Raw genomic sequence first — 19566 nt, 5'->3', positions numbered from 1 at the left:
GGTATCAGATCCGGTATCCGGAGCCGGGCACGGTGACGATGACCGGGGGCTCGCCGAGCTTGCGGCGCAGGGTCATGACGGTCACGCGTACGACGTTGGTGAACGGGTCCGTGTTCTCGTCCCATGCCTTCTCCAGGAGCTGCTCGGCCGAGACCACGGCGCCCTCGCTGCGCATGAGGACCTCCAGGACCGCGAACTCCTTGGGGGCGAGCTGGATCTCCCTGCCGTCGCGGAAGACCTCGCGGCGGTTGGGGTCGAGCTTGATCCCGGCACGCTCCAGGACGGGCGGCAGCGGCACACTGGTGCGCCGGCCGAGGGCTCGCACGCGCGCGATGAGCTCGCTGAACGCGAACGGCTTGGGGAGGTAGTCGTCGGCGCCGATCTCCAGCCCCTCCACACGGTCGCTGACGTCGCCGGACGCGGTGAGCATCAGCACGCGGGTGGGCAGGCCCAGCTCGACGATCTTGCGGCACACGTCGTCCCCGTGCACGAGCGGGAGGTCGCGGTCGAGGACGACCACGTCGTAGTCGTTGACGCCGATGCGCTCCAGGGCGGCCGCACCGTCGTACACGACGTCGACGGCCATGGCCTCCCGGCGCAGTCCGGTGGCCACCGCATCGGCGAGCAGTTGCTCGTCCTCGACGACGAGTACGCGCACGTCGCTGTCCTTCCTGTGTCCACCCGCGCGCCCGATACGGGCAGCCCGCGGGCAGGTCTGTCGTGGATGAGACCTCCATCCTGCCCTTTTCGGCCATAAACCGGCTGTAAGACAGGTCTGCGAACCGGGGCCCCGCGGTCCGGGGACCCGGGAATGCGAAATTTTCTCGCGCGGTTGAGGTTTCCGCGGAAGGAAGCGGGGGGAGGACGGCTTTACACCCCGCGATCACGCTCTGCATCCGGCACACCACCATGTGGTCGGCCGTCCATCGCTTCCACCACGGGCGGGCGTGGGTGTCCGGCACCGTCGCCGCCCGGCCAGGGCAGCGCTGGGCACCCAGTGGAGACGTGATCGCCCCTTCCCAGGGCACACCCCCGTGCCATCGACCCACGACCCAGGACGAGGGGGCGCAGCATGGACGCATTCACCACAGGACTTCTGCAGCGCATAAGGGCGACCGAGTCCGACCTGACGCGGGCTCGCGAGACAGGCGACGACTTCCTCGCGGATGTCGAGCAGTCGGAACTCGACGACCTGCACCGTCTCGCCGCCGAGCACGGTGTGGAGGTCGGCGCGATCCGCGTCTGATCGGCTCGCTCGGAGCGGGGCCCCGGCAGATCCAGGCCGGGGCCCCGCTTCATGTCCGTCCGGGAGGGCCCGGTCCGGATCGGCCGCTGCACGGCGTCGGCCCGGAGCGGCGTCGGCCGGGGTCGGCGTCGGGCGCGGACGGCGGCCTGACGGACGGCCGCCCCGCACGGCGAGGTCGCCGGGCTTGCGGGCCGGTACAGCGCCGGCCCGCTCGGCTCAGTCGTGCCACGCCCCCAGCTCGTCCAGCCGGCGCTGGAGCTGTTCGAAGAGGCCCGGCGCGGCCGCGACCGTCAGGGCCGGCGAGAGGGGCTCTCCGGGGCGGCCGCCGGTCAGGGCGCCCGCCTCGCGGGCGATGAGGTCGCCGGCCGCGTAGTCCCAGGGGTTCAGTCCCCGCTCGTAGTACCCGTCCAGACGGCCCGCCGCCACATCGCACAGGTCGATCGCGGCGGAGCCGCCCCGGCGGATGTCCCGCACCTCGGGGATCAGCCACCGGACCACCTCGGCCTGGTGGGCCTTGCGCTCGGCGAGGTAGCCGAAGCCGGTGCTCACCAGGGCGAGGCCCAGCTCAGGCGCCGGGCGCACGTGCACCGGGCGGTCGTTCAGGAACGCGCCCTGCCCGCGGACGGCCCGGAAGACCTCCCCGCGCAGGGGCGCGTGGACCACTCCGACGAGCGTCTCCCCGTCCTTGCGGGCCGCGATGGAGATCGCCCAGCTGGGCAGGCCGTACAGGTAGTTCACGGTGCCGTCGATCGGGTCGATCACCCACTGCACGCCGCTGCTGCCCTCGACGCTGGCGCCTTCCTCCCCGAGCAGGCCGTCCTGGGGCCTGCGGTCTGCAAGCAGCCCGGTGATCAGCTTCTCGGCGGCGATGTCCATCTCGGTGACGACGTCGATGGCGCTGGACTTGGTGGCGGCCACCCCGAGGTCGTCGGGGCGCCCGTCGCGCAGGAAGGCCCCCGCGCGGGTGGCGGCGTCCAGCGCGATCTCCAGGAGTTCGGCCTCCAGCCGGTCGGTCGGCTCGGGGTGCTCGGTCGGCTCTGGCTGCTCGGTCACGGTGCTCCTCACGCGTAAGGGCTGTCGGCGCCCGCGGCGGCGGGCTTGGCGGCGCGGGCGGGACAGCAGCCCACCGGGCAGACGTGGTGGCTCGGGCCCAGCGTGCCCAGGGCGCACGGGGTCACCCGCTGCCCGCGCTCGATCGCGGCGCGCTCCACGATCAGGTCGCGGATGGCGGCGGCGAACCGGGGGTCGGCGCCCACGGTGGCGGAGCGGCGCACCGGCAGCCCCAGTTCCTCGGCCTTCGCCGTCGCCTCCGTGTCCAGGTCGTACAGCACCTCCATGTGGTCCGAGACGAACCCGATGGGCGCCATCACCACCGCCGGGACCCCGGCGCCGTGCAGCTCCTCCAGGTGGTCGCAGATGTCCGGTTCCAGCCATGGGATGTGCGGTGCGCCCGAGCGCGACTGGTACACGAGCCGCCAGGGGTGGTCGGCTCCCGTCCGCTCGCGCACCGCGTCGGCGATCAGCCGCGCCACGTCCAGGTGCTGCCGCAGGTACGCCCCGCCGTCCCCGTGCCCCTCGGCCGGGCCGGAGGTGTCCGCGGCGGAGTGCGGGATGGAGTGGGTGGTGAAGGCGATGTGCGCGCCGGCCCGGACATCCTCGGGGAGGTCGGCGAGGGAGTCCAGGACGCCCTCGATCATGGGCTCCACGAAGCCGGGGTGGTTGAAGTAGTGCCGCAGCTTGTCGATACGCGGCAGCGGGCGGCCCTCGTCCGCCAGGGCGGCCAGGGCGGCCGCGAGGTCCTCGCGGTACTGGCGGCAGCCGGAGTACGAGGCGTACGCGCTGGTGGCGAGGACCAGGACGCGGCGGTGGCCGTCGGCGACGATCTCGCGCAGGGTGTCGGTCACATAGGGCGCCCAGTTGCGGTTGCCCCAGTAGACCGGCAGGTCGAGGCCGTGGTCGGCGAAGTCCTTGCGGAGGGCGTCGAGGAGGGCGCGGTTCAGGCCGTTGATGGGGCTGACCCCGCCGAAGAGGAAGTAGTGCCGCCCCACCTCCTTCAGGCGCTCCTTGGGGATGCCCCGGCCCCGCGTCACGTTCTCCAGGAACGGGACCACGTCGTCCGGGCCCTCCGGGCCTCCGAACGAGAGGAGCAGCAGGGCGTCGTACGGGCTGGCGTCGAGTGCGTCGGGCATGTCTCCGATCCTGCCACCCGCCGCCGACGGCACTCCCGCCGCCCACCCGCGCCGTCGCGAGTTCACGGGGAGCGGCCGGCGGCAGCGGGGGGAGGAGGAACCCCCGGATCCCGGCCGGTTCGAACACTGGCGCGAACCCGACGCCCGGCATACGTTGGGCTCGCCCCTCCCGTAAGGCACATGCCATGCTTCGCGCCTTACCGCATCTCCCGGAGATCCCGTGCCCAGCCCCTACCGTGCCCTGTTCGCCGCCCCCGGCTCCAAGGGCTTCTCCGCCGCCGGTCTCCTCGGCCGGATGCCGCTGTCGATGATGGGCATAGGCGTGGTCACGATGATCTCCCAGCGCACCGGGCGCTATGGGCTCGCCGGGGCCCTCTCGGCCACCCTCGCCCTCTCCGCCGCCGTGGCCGGCCCGCAGGTCTCACGCCTGGTGGACCGCTACGGGCAGCGGCGGGTGCTGCGCCCGGCGGCGCTCTGCGCGCTGACCGCGGCCGCGGGGCTGCTGCTGGCCTCGCACCTCGCCGGGCCGGACTGGCTGCTGTTCGTCTGCGCCGCGTGCATCGGCACGGTGCCCAGCCTCGGCGCCATGGTCAGGGCCCGCTGGGCCGCGCTGTACCGGGGCACCCCGCACCTGCACACCGCCTACTCCCTGGAGTCGGTGGTGGACGAGATCTGCTTCATCCTCGGGCCCATCATCTCCATCGGGCTGTCCACAAGCTGGTTCCCGGAGGCGGGCCCCCTCCTCGCCGCCGGATTCCTCGCGGCCGGCGTCCTGTGGCTGACCGCCCAGCGCGCCACCGAGCCCGAGCCGCATCCGCGCGAGCGGCACACCCGGGGCAGCGCGCTGCGTTCCCCCGGGCTCCGGGTCCTGGTGGCCACGTTCACGGCGACCGGAACCGTCTTCGGCGCGGTCGACGTGGTGACCGTCGCCTTCGCCGACGAGCAGGGCCACAAGGCGGCAGCCAGCGTCGTCCTGGCGCTGTACGCGGCGGGTTCCTGCGTCGCAGGCGTCGTCTTCGGGCTGCTGCGCTTCGCCGGGGAACCGCACCGCAGGTGGCTACTGGGCGTATGTGCCATGGCCGTGAGTATGATCCCCCTCCTACTGGTCGGAAACCTGCTGTTTCTGGCCGTGGCGCTGTTCGTTGCGGGCCTGTCCATCGCACCCACGATGATCACGACGATGGCCCTCGTCGAACGGCACGTACCACGCGCGCATCTGACCGAGGGAATGACCTGGGTGTCCACCGGGCTCGCGGTCGGGGTCGCGATCGGCTCCTCCGCGGCCGGCCGGGTGATCGACGCGGTCGGGCCGGGGGCCGGGTACGGGGTTCCGGCCGCGGCCGGGGCCGTCGCGGTCACGGTGGGTTTTCTCGGGTACCGCCGGCTGAGCAGGCCGGCTCCGCAGCGGGGAGGGTCCCATGAGCACCACAGTGAGCGAGAAGAGCGGCACGTGGCGTAACTGGGCGGGGAACGTCACCGCCCGGCCCGCACGGGAGGTCACCCCCGCTTCGGTCGACGAACTCGCCGCGGCCGTGCGGAAGGCGGCCGAGGACGGCCTCACGGTGAAGGCCGTCGGCACGGGGCACTCCTTCACGGCCGCCGCCGCGACCGACGGGGTGTCGATACGCCCTCAACTGCTCACCGGCATCCGCCGGATCGACCGGGAGGCGGGCACCGTCACCGTCGAGGCGGGCACGCCGCTCAAGAGGCTCAACGCCGCCCTCGCGCGCGAGGGCCTGTCGCTCACGAACATGGGCGACATCATGGAGCAGACCGTCTCCGGCGCCACCAGCACCGGCACGCACGGCACCGGCCGCGACTCGGGCTCGATCGCCGCCCAGATCAAGGGGCTTGAGCTGGTGACGGCGGACGGCTCGGTGCTCACCTGCTCCGAGCAGGAGAACCCGGACGTCTTCGCGTCCGCCCGTATCGGCATAGGCGCCCTGGGCATCATCACCGCCATCACCTTCGCGGTGGAGCCGATCTTCCTGCTCACGGCCCGCGAGGAGCCGATGCCCTTCGAGAAGGTGCTGGCCGAGTTCGACGAACTCTGCTCTGAGAACGAGCACTTCGAGTTCTACTGGTTCCCGCACACCGGCAACACGAACACCAAGCGCAACAACCGCAGCGCCGGCCCCGAGCGTCCGGTCGGGCAGCTGAGCGGCTGGTTCGAGGACGAGTTCCTCTCCAACGGCGTCTTCCAGGTGGCCAACTGGGTCGGCCGCGCCGTGCCCGCCACGATCCCGGCGATCGCCCAGATCTCCAGCCGCGCCCTGTCGGCGCGCACCTACACCGACATCCCCTACAAGGTCTTCACTTCTCCGCGCCGGGTGCGCTTCGTGGAAATGGAGTACGCCGTCCCGCGCGAGGCCCTGGTGGACACCTTGCGCGAACTCAAGGCCATGGTCGACCGGTCGGGCCTGCGGGTCAGCTTCCCCGTCGAGGTACGCACCGCGCCCGCCGACGACATCACGCTCTCCACCGCGTCCGGCCGGGACAGCGCCTACGTAGCCGTGCACATGTTCCGCGGTACGCCCTATCAGGCGTACTTCACGGCGGCCGAGCGGATCTTCACAGCGCACGCGGGGCGCCCCCACTGGGGCAAGGTGCACACGCGCGACGCGGAGTACTTCGCCGAGGTGTACCCGCGCTTCGGGGAGTTCACCGCCCTGCGGGACCGCCTCGACCCGGATCGCCGCTTCGGCAACGCCTACCTGCGCCGGGTGCTGGGTTCGTAGCCCGCGCACCCGGCGCCGGAGCGCACGAGAAGAAGAGGGGGACCCGAGCGAAGCGATTGGTTCCGTTTCTGGTGGTCGGGTGAGGAACGCCACGTTTGAGGGGCACGAAAGAGGCGCATCGGACGGTCAACTCGCCCCCATTGCCAGAAGTTGGGCGGCGCGCCGACCCACGGACATGGTCCGAATGGAGTACTGTTGCGAGCCCTGGGCCCGGCCTCCCACCAGGATGTCCGGGACCTTGCTGGACCGCCGGGAGGGGGCTAGGTGCACAGGGTGACGCAGTTGGTCACTTAGCGTTGCGAATAGGTAACCGTGCCATAACGGCGATCCAGGGCCCGTGCCCGACACGCCGGGCAACTCGGCAAGGTTGTGGCAGGCTGCACCCGGGCAGGCCACACTCGACTAGCGGAAGCAGCGACGCACGTGACGTCGGCAGGCACCACCCGGGAGGTCCCCATGCCCGAACTGCGTGTCGTGGCCGTCTCCAATGACGGCACACGGCTGGTGCTGAAGGCTGCGGACAGCACGGAGTACACGCTTCCGATCGACGAACGGCTCCGCGCCGCCGTGCGCGGCGACCGTCCTCGCCTCGGCCAGATCGAGATCGAGGTGGAGAGTCATCTCCGCCCGCGGGACATCCAGGCGCGGATACGGGCCGGCGCGTCCGCGGAGGAGGTCGCACAGCTCGCGGGGATCCCCGTCGACCGTGTGCGCCGCTTCGAGGGGCCGGTGCTGGCCGAGCGCGCCTTCATGGCCGAGCGGGCCCGCAAGACGCCCGTGCGCCGGCCCGGCGAGAACACCGGTCCACAGCTCGGCGAGGCCGTCCAGGAGCGATTGCTGCTGCGCGGCGCCGAGAAGGACACCGTGCAATGGGACTCCTGGCGCCGCGACGACGGCACCTGGGAGGTCCTGCTGGTCTACCGGGTCGCGGGCGAACCGCACTCGGCGAGCTGGACGTACGACCCGCCCCGGCGGCTCGTCCAGGCCGTCGACGACGAGGCGCGCTCGCTGATCGGCGAGGCCGACGACCTCGCGGCGCCCGAGCCGAGCTACCCCTTCGTGCCGCGGATCGCCCGCCTGCCGCGCGAGGGCCGGCTGGACCGTGCCCTGGACCGCCAGGCGGAGCGCCCGGTTCTGCCGTCGCAGTCGTCCGAGCCCGCGGAGGAGAGCACCGCCGAGCGTGACTCGCTCACCAGTCTCCTGGAGGCGGTGCCGAGCTTCCGCGGCGACATGGTGGTGCCCGAGCGGCCCGCGGAACCGCAGGAGGAGCCCGCCCAGGAACCCGCGGCGGAGGAGCCGCCCGCGCCCGCGGCCTCGGCAGGCTCCGCGTACGCGGACGTCCTCATGCCGCGCACGGTCGGCAGCCACCGAGACCGTCTGGTCGGTGCGACGGACCGTCAGGCCGAGGCGGACGGGGTCCGGCCCGGTCGCCGGGCGGCGGTCCCCAGCTGGGACGAGATCGTGTTCGGGACCCGGCGCAAGAAGCAGGAGTAGCCGGGCAGGTCCCACAGGTACGGGGGTCCACCCGACGACGGCGGGGCCCCGTACCGACGCGGCATTCACGGAACGGGCCACACATACGCGGACCGGTCGGCCGCCGGTACGACGGACCAGTCGGCCGCCGGTACGACGGACCGGTCGGCCCCGTGCGGCGAACCCGTCGGCCACCCGGCTACTGCGGGTCCGGGCCCACCGCCACCGGACGGCTGCCGTCCGCAGACCACTCCGACCACGACCCCACATAGAGCGCGGCCGGGATCCCCGCGATCGCGAGCGCCAGTACCTCGTGGGCCGCGGAGACACCCGATCCGCAGTACACACCGACCTCCGTGCCCTCCGTGACGCCGAGCGCCTTGAAGCGCTCCGCCAGTTCGGCGGCGGGCAGGAAGTGCCCGGACGCGGCCACGTTCTCCCCCGTCGGTGCCGACACCGCGCCGGGGACGTGTCCGCCCACGGGATCGATCGGCTCCACCTCGCCCCGGTAGCGCTCACCGGCCCGCGCGTCCAGGAGCACCCCCGTACGGGCCAGCGCCGCGGCACCGTCGGCGTCCAGGAGCCGCAACGCACCCGGCACGGGCCGGAAGTCCCCCGGGACGGCCTCCTCCGTCCCCGACGACACCGGTCCGTCCCAGGCGGCCAGCCCGCCGTCGAGCACCCGCACGTCCGGGTGACCCGTCCAGCGCAGCATCCACCACGCGCGCGCGGCGGCCCAGCACTGCCCGCCGTCGTACACGACGACCGGCCGGTCCGCGCAGACCCCGGCGGCCCGCATGGCGGCGCCGAAACGCCCCGTGCCGGGCAGCGGATGCCGTCCGGCACGCCCCGGGGGATCCGCGAGGTCGGCGTCCAGGTCCACGAAGACGGCACCGGGAATGTGCCCGGCCGCGTACTCGGCACGACCGTCGAAGGGCGCGGCGCCGACCGTCTTCGCGGCGGTCAGCTGCCAGCGGACATCCAGGAGCGTGGGCGGTCGCGCTCCCGCAAGGTCGCTCGCGAGTTCGGATGCGGAGATGATGGCCTTCATGGGGCCATCCTTGCGCACGGGGGTGGCCGCCTCGCCCAGGTCCGGCTACTCTGCTCCGCCGGACAGGTGCGATCACCCGGTGTACGGGATCGGGCACATGCCGTACGGCTGACGGACATCCCGCGGCAACCGCACCGAAGCGGACGAGAGACGGCGGATCGGTCATCCTCAGGCCGTGGGGCTGAACGGCCGCCACGAGGGCCGAGGAGAGAGTGACCATGACCGAGGCACGGGGGCCGGCCGGCCAAGACGGCACACCGCACGCTCGGCACGCGCCCGGCACACCGTGCTGGGTGAGCCTGATGGTGCACGGGATGGCCGCGACCCAGGAGTTCTACCGGGCGCTGTTCGGCTGGGAGTTCCGGCCGGGACCGCGCCATCTGGGCCCCTACGTCCGGGCCGTGCTGAAGAACCACGAGGTGGCGGGCATCGGTCAGCTGCCGCCCGACCGCCATCTGCCGATCGCCTGGACGCCGTACCTCGCGTCGGACGACGTGGACGCCACCGCCGAGGCGGTACGCAGCTGCGGCGGAACGGTGGGCGTCGGCCCCCTGGACGCGGGGGAGGCGGGGCGGCTGGCGATCGTCTGCGACCCGATGGGCGCGGTGTTCGGCGTCTGGCAGGCGGCCGGCCGTCTCGGCACGGGCCTGGCGGGCCGCCCCGGCACTCCGGTCTGGAACGAGTTGCTCACCTACGACACGGAGAGCGTCGCCAAGTTCTACCGGACCGTCTTCGGCTACGAGGTGGAGCCCGCCGTCTCCGCCGACGTCGACTACGTCACCCTGCACATCCGGGGCCGTCCCGTCGCGGGCATCCACGGCGTCGGTCATGCCCTGCCCCGGGACCGGGGCCCGCACTGGATGACGTACTTCCAGGTCGCGGACATCGAGGTGGCGACCGCCCGGGTCACCGAGCTGGGCGGGCATGTCGTGCGTCCCGCGTGCCACACGGCCCTGGGCCCCGTGGTCACCGTGGCCGACCCGGAGGGCGCGACGTTCTCGGTGGTCAGCCGGCCCGGCTGAGCCCTCGGGTGAATCCACGGGGCGTCAGCCGGACGGCATCGGCAGCACGTCCGGCGAGAGCGCCGCCGCCCGCGCCGCGGCGCTCGTCATCCAGGCAGGCCCGAAGAACGCCTCGGGCACCGCATCGGCCACGGTGTAGGGCCGGAACCCGGGATCGGTGAGGATCCGGTACAGGAACTCTGCGACGGTCATCTCGTAGCGGTTCCACTCCTCGGCGTCCTCCATCCTGGCGAGGACCGGCCATGCGTCCACCGCGCCGTCCGTGACCTGCCAGAAGAACATGTCGGCCGCGCGCGAGGTTCCCCATGGGATCAGGCCCCCGGTCGTGCCGGGCTCATGGATCCGACAGGGCGCGAACGGGCCGTCCGAACTGTCGTCGCCCTCCAGCAGTCCTCGCCACATCCTCAGCAGATCCCCCACGTGGGTCTCGTCGGCGCACAGCACCGGCTGCTTGCACGGGAAGCCGACAGACACACATGCCCCGCCGGGTGCCCGGACTGACTGCACACCAACTCCTGCCCGCCCGGCCGGGCCAAGGAGGCAACGGCCGCGAGCAGTTCCTGTTCGTCCATGGCCAGAGAGTGAACACATGCCACAGACAACGAGCGGGACCACCCGCAGCCCACGCCCCACCACAGCGGGGCGAAGGGAGTCCACCGGAGCCGCCCGGGTGGCGCACCACACCCTCGGCGGCCTCCGGCAAGGCCGGGCGGCAGGGAACCGCGCTCAGCGGCGAGCCCGCCGTGGTCAACGGCGACCCGGCTGTCGCCGTCCGCGTGAACGGCGGGATCGACGGTGTCGTCGCGGTCCGGGTGGAGGAGAGCCGAGACCCCGCTCACACTGCGGTAGCGGTTGCCCCGCGCGGGGACAGACGGCGTGCCGCCCGGCCCCGCGCGGATCTGACGATCAGCGCTTCATCAGGGCGAAGACTCCCCAGCCGAGATACTCACGCATGTAGCGCGCGTAGCGTGCGGGCTCGGTGGTGAGCTCGGCCCGTACCTCGGGCGCCAGTTCGTCGTCCGGGTTCCGGTCGAGCCAGCGGCGGAGGTTGAGCCACTGTGCCGCGCAGTACCGGTCCCAGCTGTCCTGGTCGGCCAGCATCATTTCCACGACGTCGTACCCGAGGTCGCCGAACTGCTCGATCAGCTCGTGCAGCGGCAGGAAGTCGGCCAGGCTGGTGGCGTGGCAGGCCTCCGCGGTCTCCTGGTCCGGCGGATTCCGACGCCAGTAGGGCTCGCCGATCAGCATCAGACCTCCGGGGCGGAGGCTGCGACTGAGCAGCTCGGCCGTTCCGGCGACGCCGTTCCCGATCCAGGTGGCGCCGACGCAGGCGGCGAGATCGACCGGCTCGTCCGTGACATGACCGGAGGCGTCGCCGTGGACGAACTCCACCCGGTCGGCGACGCCGAGCTCGATGGCGCGGGCCCGGGCCTGCTCGGTGAAGACCGTGCTGATGTCCACGCCCGTGCCCCTGAAGCCCAGGTCACGTGCCCAGGTGCACAGCATCTCGCCCGAACCGCTGGCCAGGTCGAGCACCCGTGTCCCGGGGGCCAGGTGGAGTGCCTGGCCCAGGGCGGCGAGCTTGCCGGGGGTCAGTGGGTTGTGGATGCGGTGGCTGCTCTCGCGGATGGTGAAGATGCGGGGAAGGTCCATGGTGGCTTCCTTTCCGTCAGGCTCGGCGGTCACTGGACCGGTTGATGGCGCGCCGCATGCGCGCGATGTTCCTCCTGGGTCGTTCCTGCTCGGCGCGCAGCCGCGCGTCGGTGCGGGATGCGGCATAGGCGTTCTCGCGCAGCACCCGGCGGAAACTGTCCAGGCGCCGCCGGGTGAGGTGACCGGACTCGACGGAGCGCGGTCTCCTGAACGTCGAGCAGTCAGGAGACGTCGATGCAGAGGTGCATCAGGCTGCAGCGGCTCCGTTGCCGCGCTGAGCGGGCGGTGCCTCGTCGGGGCACATCCCCGCCGTCACCGTGCAGCGCATCGACGGAAACGCGTCCGACGCGGCAATCGGCGGCTGGATCACCGATCGCGCCGCCGCCTCCTACGCCGCCGACCAGGACAGATGCCCGCCGGCCCGCCCGGTGCGGGCAACAGCAGCCGTAGATCGGGAACCGTTCGCCGGGAGGCAGCAGGTGCCGGGCCAGTACTCCGCCGCGCGTTTCCTCGGTTTCGAGGATGAGACTTCCCAGTGGATTGACGTAGGGCCAGGAGTCGGTGATGACGCAGCCGATGCCACGCAACCGCTGCGGCTCGGGCGGGAGCGGGGGGAGGAGAGCTGTAGGGCAACCTGCTCCAACTGGCTCGCGGATGGAGGTCAATTGCGGGGTGCTGCTTACTCGTCCGTGATCCTCGGCGTGCCGTTGCAGTTCCTCATCGATTCCCGACAGGGCCTGTCGGGTCGCCGCGCGGGCTCTCTGGGCGAGTTAATTCGGAGCCCCACCGTGCCCCGGGGGCGGCGTTGTCATCTCACCCAACCAAATGATATGCAGCAAACCCAAGGACTGCCGCCCCGACAGTTGAGAAAATCGCACCAAAGGCACGAATAAATCCCGGACCAGGAAATCCCTCTCTGGCCCCGGGGCCATAGGAAACTCGAGGTGTCTTGGCCTGCAGAGCCGTGGCTATCCGCTTCTGCGCGACCAGGAAGCATACGCCAACAATAAAGAAGACCAGGCCAATGAATCCAAAGAAGATGACCGAGGACGTTGAAACCTTCTGACTTTCGACTGCCATATCGACGAGAGATTTCATCGTCCTACTTTCAGATAGCGATGCCGATTCCGCGAGATCTTATCGCACGACACACACAACGTCAATGAGGTCACGGGAACCCCATACATACGCCACCAGGGACGAGAAACCGCCACGCACTCGAATACAGCATTGACCACTTCGGTCGCCGAGCTTCAAGTTCTCCATCATGGCGCTCACCGTCACACCCCCATCGATGTCGAGGTTTTTTCTCCACTCTGGGAGCGGCGTAGCGGGCTGCGAGAGCTTCCTGTCGGGTGATCTCGCAGCCCGCTACACCCGTCCTCTTCTAATTGAAGCGATGAAGTATGACGGTGTCAGATACTCCGCCAGTAATATTGGCCGGCAGGCCGGGGGGGATGAAGTCTACACCTCCACCGAGACCGACCTGACCCATATAGACCAACCCTCCATGGCTGTTTCGAGAGCCGCCAGTACCGATTGCCCCATGGCCGACAAGGCCCTCGCCGACGGTACCTTCGATTTGCCCTCCCCAGCCCGTCAGTTGACTGACATCGTCGGCATTTGTGTAGACAGTGTCGCCAGAGGCGGAAATCCCAAAGAATCCGAGACCCACGCCGCCGGATCCGGTCAGTGTCGTGTGACTTACACCGTCAGGTCCCTTAAGCGAGACGAGACAGAGGCTGACATTGAAAGACAAACCCGCTGAGACCCCAAAACTCCCGCAGAGTCCTTCGCCGTGGGGAAGGTATCGGTGCATGAGATTGGAAAGGCCGCACTTGCTGAATATGCCGCAACTGTTCTGCTTGGCTTCGGCTTGGCGTTGTTCGTTTGCCAGTTCCGCTGCCAGTTGCTCTTCCCGTGCGAGGGCTGCCTCTTCGCGGGCCTGGGCGGCTTCGGCAGCTGCGGCCAAGCGGTCGGCTTCGGCGTTGTGTGGCCAGTGCCCGGTGCCGGGGTTCCCTTCCTGTGCGTATTCCGAGGGGCGGAACCCATAGTCGTACCAGGGGTGGCAGTCGCCTTCGCAGTTGTCGCCGTTGGCTGAGTTGGCGGTGCCGGTGGACGGGTCGTAGCCAACCGCCTCCTGCACCTGGGACGAGCAGTACTTGAGGTCGTACTGGCAGGAGTGGGGGTTGGATCCGATTTCGAGACCGCTGGGATCACTTTGAGTGACAGGGTTGTCGCCGGCGTACGTGTAACCGCCGATCTGGTTGGGGTCGGTGGCTTCGAGGAGGGGGTCGGCGGAGAGGAAGCGGCCGAGCGCGGAGTCGTATTCGCGCGCGCCAAGGTTGGTCAGGCCGGTGGTGGGGTCTTGTGTTCCGCCGATCAGGCCCTTGTCGTCGGGCCAGGTGGGCTGGGTGCCGCGGGGGCTTCCGTAGGGGGTGAGGGCGCGGAAAGCAGCGTTCTGGGCGGTGTAGTCGAGGCTGAGGACACCGGTGCCCTGGTGGTTGTCGACGACGAAGCTGTAGTTGTTGCCGGTGCCGTAGCGTTCGGCGGTCACGCCGCCGGGAAGGGCGATCGATCGGGTGCCGGTGAGGGTGCTGGTAGCGGCGTGGTAGACGACTTCCTGGTCGGGCAGGAAGAGCGTTTTGTCACCGGTGGGGTCGGTGCGGATGAGGAGTTGGCCGTCGGCGCCGTACAGGTAACTGGTGGAGGCGGATTTGCCGTTGGCGGTCAGGCGGGAGAGGTGGCCTTCGTCGTCCCACTGGAGGGCGGCGGTGGGAGTGGTGGTCGTGTTCCCGACGTTGTCGTATCCGTAGTCGGCGTTGGTGGTGGTGCTGTCGGGATTGGTGGTCTGAACGCTGGTGAGGGTGTCGGGCTGCTGGGTGGGGTCGGTGGGCTGTCCGTAGGTGTAGGTGTTGGTCGTATTGCCCGTGGCACCTGCGACGGCGTGCTGTACCTGGGTTTTGCGGTTGCCGTCGGCGTCGAAGGTCCAGGTGGTCCAGTAGGGGTTGGGGCCGCCCACGGTCGGGGCCGATCCGCTGGTGCTGGGGGCTCCGGCGCACTGGTCGGTGGCGGTCCAGGCGTCTGTCATCCGGTCCAGCAGGTCGTAGCTGTAGCACTGGGTGTCGGTGGTGGTGCCGTTCTGGATGTCGGTGATGCGGGTGATGTTGCCGGCCGCGTCCCGGACGTAGGTGGTGTCGTCGACGGTCTGCGGTGTGCTGGTGCGAGTGGTGTTGACGTCGTTGAGTGCGCCGGTGTGCTCGTCGTAGGTGTCGGTGAACGTGGTGCGGTTGGCGAGCTTGCCGACGGTCATCTGGGAGACACGGCTGTAGGCGTCGTAGGTGGTGGCTGAGGTGTAGGTGTTCAGGCCTCCCACCGAGGTCATCTCGTTGAGGCTGTCGTAGCCGTAGGTGACGGTCTCGGCGGGCAGGCTGCCTGCGGCGGGAAAGGCCGTGCTGTAGAGCAGGCCGGTGTTGGCGGCGTAGGCGTTGGTGTAGGTGTAGGTGCCCGCCAGCCCGGTCTCTGTGCTGGGGATGGTGATGGTGGTGCCAGTGGGTTTACCCGTGGCGGTGTAACCCGTGGTGGCCTGGACGTAGGCGCTGCCGCCGGTGCCTCCGACGTAGCGAGTGGCTGCGGTGAGGCGGCCGATGCCGTTGGCGATCTTGGGGTCGTCGTAGGTCCAGCCGGTTAGTTGTGGGGCGGTGTCGCTGGCGCCGTCGTACTCCCCCGTCTGGCGCCCAAGCGCATCGTAGTCGTAGGAGATGGTCGCCTTGGCGTCCTGGAGCGACGTGAGGTGCCCGTCCGCGTCGTGGGTCAGCCTGGTGGTGCCGGTGTCGGGGTCGTTCTGGAGGGTTTTCTGACCGAGCAGGTTGTAAGTGTAGGTGCGCTGGTTGCCGCCCGGATCCTTGACGGCGGCCAGCTGGCCGTGGCTGCCCGCGGTGTCGTAGGTGAAGGTGGTGGGCTCCGGGTTCCCGCCGGTGACCTGGTCGCCGGTGATCGTCGGCATCGCGGTGTACTTGTCGGTTTCCACGGTGCGGCCGAGCGCGTCGGTGACCGTGGTGGTGGGGGTGCCGCCGGTCGAGGGGATGACCGTGGTGCGGTCACCGCCGTAGACGGTCTTCGTCTGGGACTTGACCTGGCCCTTGTCCTTGGAGACGTCCAGGGTCGGGTGTCCGAGGCCGTCAAAGGTGATCAGGTCCTGGTTGGTGACCTGGGTGTCGGTGGTGGCGGTGACGAGGGCGGTGTTGGGCGTGCTGGAGCCGTCGACGTATCCGTGGTTGATCTTGAACGCCCAGCCGCGGCTGTCGTAGAAGGTGTCGGTGAGGAGGCGGCCGCTGGCAGGGTTGGGGATCTGGGTCTGGGTCTGGCGGGTGCGCAGCAGGGCGTCGTAGAGCGTGATGCTGGTGGTGTAGTTGCCTTGTTCGTCGAGCTTGTTGGTGGTCACCGCGGAGGGGGCGGTGGCGGAGATGACGTAGGCGAACGTGTAGTCGGCGCTCTGGGTGGCTTTGGCGCGTCCGGGCAACCAGATGGCGGTCTTGCGGCCGAGGGCGTCGTAGGTGGTGTCGGTCTCGGCGTTGTTGGGGTCGATGACAGCGGTGGCCTGCCCGCGGGCAGGGTCCAGGGTGGTCTTGGTGGTCTGGCTCTTGGCGTTGGTGACGGTCTCAGCGGTGGTCTGGCCTGCCGTGGTGGTGTAGGCGGTGTGGGTCTTGTTGCCGAGTGCGTCCCAGTTGTCGGTGGTGCGGCCGAAGCTGTCGTAGGCGGCTGCGCCGGTGAGTTGGTAGGTGAAGGCTCCGCTGGCGTGGTCGGTGGCCTTCTGGGTCAGGGTCGGGTTGCCGTTGGTGGGGGCGGGCTGCGGCCAGGAGGGGACGCTAGGCGGCCACGTAGTGAGCGCGGGTGTGTCGTAGAAGGTGCGGGTGTCGGAGATGACGTCGGTGGGCCGGTTGACGCCGGTGGGCGCGCCGAGTCCGTCGGAGGTGGCGGTGTTGCCGGTGCTGCAGGGGCCGTAGTCGGTTTCGATCTCGGCGGGCAGGCCGATGAGGTTGGCGCTGGTGTTGGTCGGCGCGTAGGTGGTGGTGGTGCAGCGCTCCTGGGCGGGGACTGAGATGTCGCCGTGGTCGTCGGTGTAGAGGAGCAGGCCGGTGGTCTTGTCGTAGGCCTTCTGGGTCTGGGTGGTGCGCCATGCGGTGAAGGAGGAGGAGGTGATCGCGGTGGTGGTGTAGGTGGCGGCGGTCCGGACGATGTTGGCGGTCAGGTCGGGCAGCCCGGTGCGGGTGCGGGTGGCAGTGGGGGCGCTGATCCAGTAGTCGTCGACGGAGGCGCTGGCCACCGAGCCGCCGGAGCCCTTGTAGGTGACGGTCTCGCGAACGCTGCCGGCGAGTTGGTTGGTGTCGGGCACGCTTGTCTGTGCGCCGGGCACGGTCACGGCTGAGGAGAGGGCGACGGTGGCGGTGCGGGTCTTGCCGCCGGGCAGCGTGTCGCCGTCCATGCCCTGGTAGTAGAGGGTGTCGGTGAGGGGCTGGCCGTCGGTGGCGGTGCCGGTGCGGGTCTGGACCTCCGGGTAGCCGCGCCACTGGCCATACGTGCGGTACTTGGCTTTGACGATCTCGTTGTCGTCGTAGTGCCAGCCTGGGTTGCCCAGGTAGGTGTACGAGGTGACGGTGCCGGGCGAGCCGCCTGTGGTGTCGTTGTCCGAGACCGAGTTGACGACGTACTTGTTGAACCAGTCCAGGATGGGTGAGGGCTGTCCGGTCGGGGTCCAGTACACGGGGAAGCAGCGGCTGGTGTTGGTGGAGGGGTCCGAGGGGGTGGAGCAGGAGGCGGAGGAGTAGCTGACGCTGATGGCGTCGCCGGTCTCGGTGGTGATGCCGCCGATGCGGTAGCGGACCAGGTCGGGGTAGCCGTTGGACGTGTTGTAGCGGTTGGCGAGCTTGATGCCGGTGAAGTTGACCGCGGGGAGGGAGACGGCGGTGCCGTTGTTGCCGGTGTGGGTGATCGAGTTCAGCCACAGGGCAGGCTTGGTGTTGTCGCCAGGATCAAGAAAGCTCTGCACCAGGGCGTAGGTGTCAACCGCCTGATACTTGCTGGTGCTGGAGTTGTAGATCTGCGTGGTGATGGCCGTCAGGCGCTTTTCGCTCCAGAAGGACGGGGCGTGGTTGGAGCAGGTGGCACCGGAATCACAGTTCAGGTCGTAAGGGACATCCGGCCAGTTGGCGGCGTTGGACGAGATCGGGTCGCAGGTGGTGGCGGTGCAGCGGTCACCGACGGTGAAAGCGACGCGCTGGGCGGCCGTGGTGGAGCCGTTGCCGAGGCCGTAGTCGATGTGGTCCAGGTAGCCACCACGGGTGTAGGAGACGCCGGTGGTGCCGTTGTCGGCGCCGTAGTAGTTGGTCTCCTTGTTGTAGTAGTAGGCCATGGCGTTGCCGTTGATGTCGACGATCTCGTCCAGGTTCCACTGCCATGCCTGCTGGCAGGAGGCATTGGCGAAGGTGGCGTTGTAGCAGGGGTCACCGGAATGTGCGCCGTAGACGGGGGCGGTCCAGGCGGAGTTGGTGGTGCCGCTGTAGCCGGGGAGCTTGTTGCGGCCGAAGAAGTACTGGGTGCCGTCGGTGGTGGTGATCTTCCAGTAGTCGCCGTCGTAGGTGTCGTTCTGCCCCGATGCGGTCAGCAACTCGACCTTCGAGCCGTCGTCGTCGGAGAGCTTCCAGCCGGTGGTGGTGTGGGAGTCCTGGACGATGTCACCGGAGTGTCCGGTGAAGGACACGTGCAGGATCTGGCTGTCCCAGCAGTAGTCCGACGTCTTGGGCGCGGTGCCGGCCGGGTCGTCGGAACAGGCCATGTAGGACCGGGAGACAAAGCCGGGCTCCATGCTCCAGCCGTCGCCGATCCAGCCGGCCTGGTTGTTGGTCGAGGCCAGGCGGCCGTCCACGGACTGGGCGCTGTAGCTGAGCGACAGTTTGGGCGCCAGGCCACCCGGGGTGGGAGGCACCGCGATGGGGTACGAGTAGGTGAAGTCTCCGCTGTTCTTCCCGGCCGTCCAGGAGCCGGAGGGGGATAGGGGGGTGGCGGAGTAGTCGCCGGCCCCGCTGCTGTTGCTGGAGGTGGCGGCAAGGACGAGGGTCGTCGGACTGGCAGACATCGGTGCTGTGGCGGTGCGGGCCGGTCCGGAAGACGCGGTCGCCGGCTCCTTGCGCAGCTGCCCGGTGCGCCAGTTGATCTGAGCGGTGATCCTGGAATGGCGCGGGTTGTGCTTGGTGGGCAGCGGGGTCTGTTTCCGGCAGGTCTGCTTGGCCGGTGTGACCAGGGCGCAGGCTGGCAGAGCCACCAGGTGCAGACGGTTCGACCAGTCCCCGCCATAGGCGTCCTTGAAGGCCGAATAGTCAACCGTCAGCGAGACCGGACCACTGCCGCCTCCGGACTGGGCGGTGAACAGCACGCCGTTCACGCCTGCCTTGAGTGCGTCGGCGTGGTTGTACATCCGGATGGCAACCGGTTCGGGCTTGGCGGACGCGGCAGAGTGGGCACGATGTGCACGGGTGGCGACCCACACGGGCAGATGTCCGGCGCGGACGGCCACTGGTGCGGAGGCCCGCGTGCTGTTCGGAGTGGGGGGCAGCGTCACGCGTGCACTTCCGGCTTGCGGCCAGTCCGCAGCGGTGGGTCTCCAGCGGTTTGCGGTGGTTTGATCCGGCAGGGTGACGTGCCTGGCGGTTACTCGGCGCACGGTGACCGTCGGAATCTTCGGCGGTGCGGGCACGTGTGAGGCGTCGTGTTGCGCCTGGGCCTGTGCAGGGAAGGCCAGTGCGGCGCTGAGCAAGGCCAGGAACACCACCGGCCTGATGCCTGGTGCGCCATTCCGTCTCCGCAACGCCGAAAGTCGGCCGATGCGCGCACTCCCCCACAGCCTCATGGGCCCGCCCCTCCCCTGTTCGAATTAGAACGCCGGGAGCCTAGGTGTGGCGTTGACCGCCCCGGAAGGATGCTGGCGAGTATTTGACCATCTGCACGCCCAACCTTTCTCAAACGACCAGTCAGAATCGCTGCTGCTGCTCGCGGTTGACGCCGCTTTACGAATTGGGACAGGCGGTCCGGTACGCGGCAACACGGCACACGTACGCCATGGTGTTCATGGAGCCGTAATCGAATATCAGATGAGAGAAGTGGGGGGATCCCTTGAAGCATCACCGCAGGCCACCGA

Annotated in this window: 14 protein-coding genes; 5 read left to right on the top strand and 9 right to left on the bottom strand. The window is 69.7% G+C overall.

The features are described from left to right. Positions 1–4: 4 nt before the first annotated feature. Complete coding sequence (locus tag ACZ79I_RS30040; protein ID WP_381081014.1) at positions 5–658, bottom strand: response regulator transcription factor; 654 nt, start codon at positions 656–658, stop codon at positions 5–7. A gap of 414 nt (positions 659–1072) precedes the next feature. On the opposite strand from ACZ79I_RS30040, the gene ACZ79I_RS30035 reads away from it, so the two are divergent. Beyond that, positions 1073–1246 (top strand): hypothetical protein, encoded by a 174-nt coding sequence (locus ACZ79I_RS30035; protein WP_381081012.1) that lies wholly within the window; start codon positions 1073–1075, stop codon positions 1244–1246. Positions 1247–1462: 216 nt separating this feature from the next. Here ACZ79I_RS30035 and ACZ79I_RS30030 read toward each other — a convergent pair whose 3' ends face one another. Beyond that, the gene (locus ACZ79I_RS30030; RefSeq protein ID WP_471501270.1) at positions 1463–2299 is read right to left on the bottom strand and encodes an inositol monophosphatase family protein; all 837 of its coding nucleotides are present in this window, start codon (positions 2297–2299) and stop codon (positions 1463–1465) included. A gap of 8 nt (positions 2300–2307) precedes the next feature. Further along, positions 2308–3435: a ferrochelatase gene (locus tag ACZ79I_RS30025; protein ID WP_471501269.1), complete on the bottom strand. Its 1128-nt coding sequence runs from the start codon at positions 3433–3435 to the stop codon at positions 2308–2310. Positions 3436–3655: 220 nt separating this feature from the next. On the opposite strand from ACZ79I_RS30025, the gene ACZ79I_RS30020 reads away from it, so the two are divergent. From ACZ79I_RS30020 to sepH, 3 genes are all read left to right on the top strand, one after another. Beyond that, positions 3656–4894, top strand: coding sequence for an MFS transporter (locus tag ACZ79I_RS30020; RefSeq protein ID WP_471501268.1), 1239 nt, complete (start codon positions 3656–3658; stop codon positions 4892–4894). Next, on the top strand, positions 4854–6173 hold the full coding sequence (locus tag ACZ79I_RS30015; RefSeq protein ID WP_471501267.1) for a D-arabinono-1,4-lactone oxidase: 1320 nt from the start codon (positions 4854–4856) through the stop codon (positions 6171–6173). The genes ACZ79I_RS30020 and ACZ79I_RS30015 overlap by 41 nt, the downstream gene beginning before the upstream one ends. A 456-nt stretch (positions 6174–6629) precedes the next feature. Continuing rightward, positions 6630–7667: a septation protein SepH gene (gene sepH, locus ACZ79I_RS30010; RefSeq protein WP_471501266.1), complete on the top strand. Its 1038-nt coding sequence runs from the start codon at positions 6630–6632 to the stop codon at positions 7665–7667. A gap of 178 nt (positions 7668–7845) precedes the next feature. Here the strand turns inward: sepH and ACZ79I_RS30005 are convergent, their stop codons facing one another. Beyond that, positions 7846–8697 (bottom strand): sulfurtransferase, encoded by an 852-nt coding sequence (locus ACZ79I_RS30005; protein WP_471501265.1) that lies wholly within the window; start codon positions 8695–8697, stop codon positions 7846–7848. A 218-nt stretch (positions 8698–8915) separates the two neighbouring features. Between ACZ79I_RS30005 and ACZ79I_RS30000 the strand changes: the two genes are divergently transcribed. Next, positions 8916–9719: a VOC family protein gene (locus tag ACZ79I_RS30000; RefSeq protein ID WP_471501264.1), complete on the top strand. Its 804-nt coding sequence runs from the start codon at positions 8916–8918 to the stop codon at positions 9717–9719. A 24-nt stretch (positions 9720–9743) separates the two neighbouring features. Here ACZ79I_RS30000 and ACZ79I_RS29995 read toward each other — a convergent pair whose 3' ends face one another. From ACZ79I_RS29995 to ACZ79I_RS29975, 5 genes are all read right to left on the bottom strand, one after another. Then, a complete protein-coding gene (locus tag ACZ79I_RS29995; protein WP_471501263.1) occupies positions 9744–10193 on the bottom strand; it encodes a hypothetical protein in 450 nt (149 codons plus the stop codon). A 432-nt stretch (positions 10194–10625) separates the two neighbouring features. Further along, positions 10626–11372 (bottom strand): methyltransferase domain-containing protein, encoded by a 747-nt coding sequence (locus ACZ79I_RS29990; protein ID WP_471501262.1) that lies wholly within the window; start codon positions 11370–11372, stop codon positions 10626–10628. Between the two features lie 16 nt (positions 11373–11388). After that, positions 11389–11517 carry a hypothetical protein gene (locus ACZ79I_RS29985; RefSeq protein WP_471501260.1) on the bottom strand — a complete coding sequence of 43 codons (129 nt, stop codon included), beginning with the start codon at positions 11515–11517 and terminating at the stop codon, positions 11389–11391. A gap of 668 nt (positions 11518–12185) precedes the next feature. Continuing rightward, positions 12186–12470, bottom strand: coding sequence for a hypothetical protein (locus ACZ79I_RS29980; protein ID WP_471501258.1), 285 nt, complete (start codon positions 12468–12470; stop codon positions 12186–12188). Between the two features lie 289 nt (positions 12471–12759). Next, entirely contained in the window at positions 12760–18846 is a 6087-nt protein-coding gene (locus ACZ79I_RS29975; RefSeq protein WP_471501256.1) for an RHS repeat-associated core domain-containing protein, read from the bottom strand. Positions 18847–19566: the final 720 nt, after the last annotated feature.

This window comes from Streptomyces sp. PSU-S4-23 (genome assembly GCF_055632315.1).
This window is presented reverse-complemented; position numbering and strand designations above follow the sequence as displayed.

Coding starts and splice junctions, on each gene's coding strand:
- ACZ79I_RS30035 (WP_381081012.1), top strand. CDS start 1,073: ATGGACGCATTCACCACAGGACTTCTGCAGCGCATAAGGGCGACCGAG.
- ACZ79I_RS30025 (WP_471501269.1), bottom strand. CDS start 3,435: ATGCCCGACGCACTCGACGCCAGCCCGTACGACGCCCTGCTGCTCCTC.
- ACZ79I_RS30015 (WP_471501267.1), top strand. CDS start 4,854: ATGAGCACCACAGTGAGCGAGAAGAGCGGCACGTGGCGTAACTGGGCG.
- sepH (WP_471501266.1), top strand. CDS start 6,630: ATGCCCGAACTGCGTGTCGTGGCCGTCTCCAATGACGGCACACGGCTG.
- ACZ79I_RS30005 (WP_471501265.1), bottom strand. CDS start 8,697: ATGAAGGCCATCATCTCCGCATCCGAACTCGCGAGCGACCTTGCGGGA.
- ACZ79I_RS30000 (WP_471501264.1), top strand. CDS start 8,916: ATGACCGAGGCACGGGGGCCGGCCGGCCAAGACGGCACACCGCACGCT.
- ACZ79I_RS29990 (WP_471501262.1), bottom strand. CDS start 11,372: ATGGACCTTCCCCGCATCTTCACCATCCGCGAGAGCAGCCACCGCATC.
- ACZ79I_RS29980 (WP_471501258.1), bottom strand. CDS start 12,470: ATGAAATCTCTCGTCGATATGGCAGTCGAAAGTCAGAAGGTTTCAACG.
- ACZ79I_RS29975 (WP_471501256.1), bottom strand. CDS start 18,846: ATGTACAACCACGCCGACGCACTCAAGGCAGGCGTGAACGGCGTGCTG.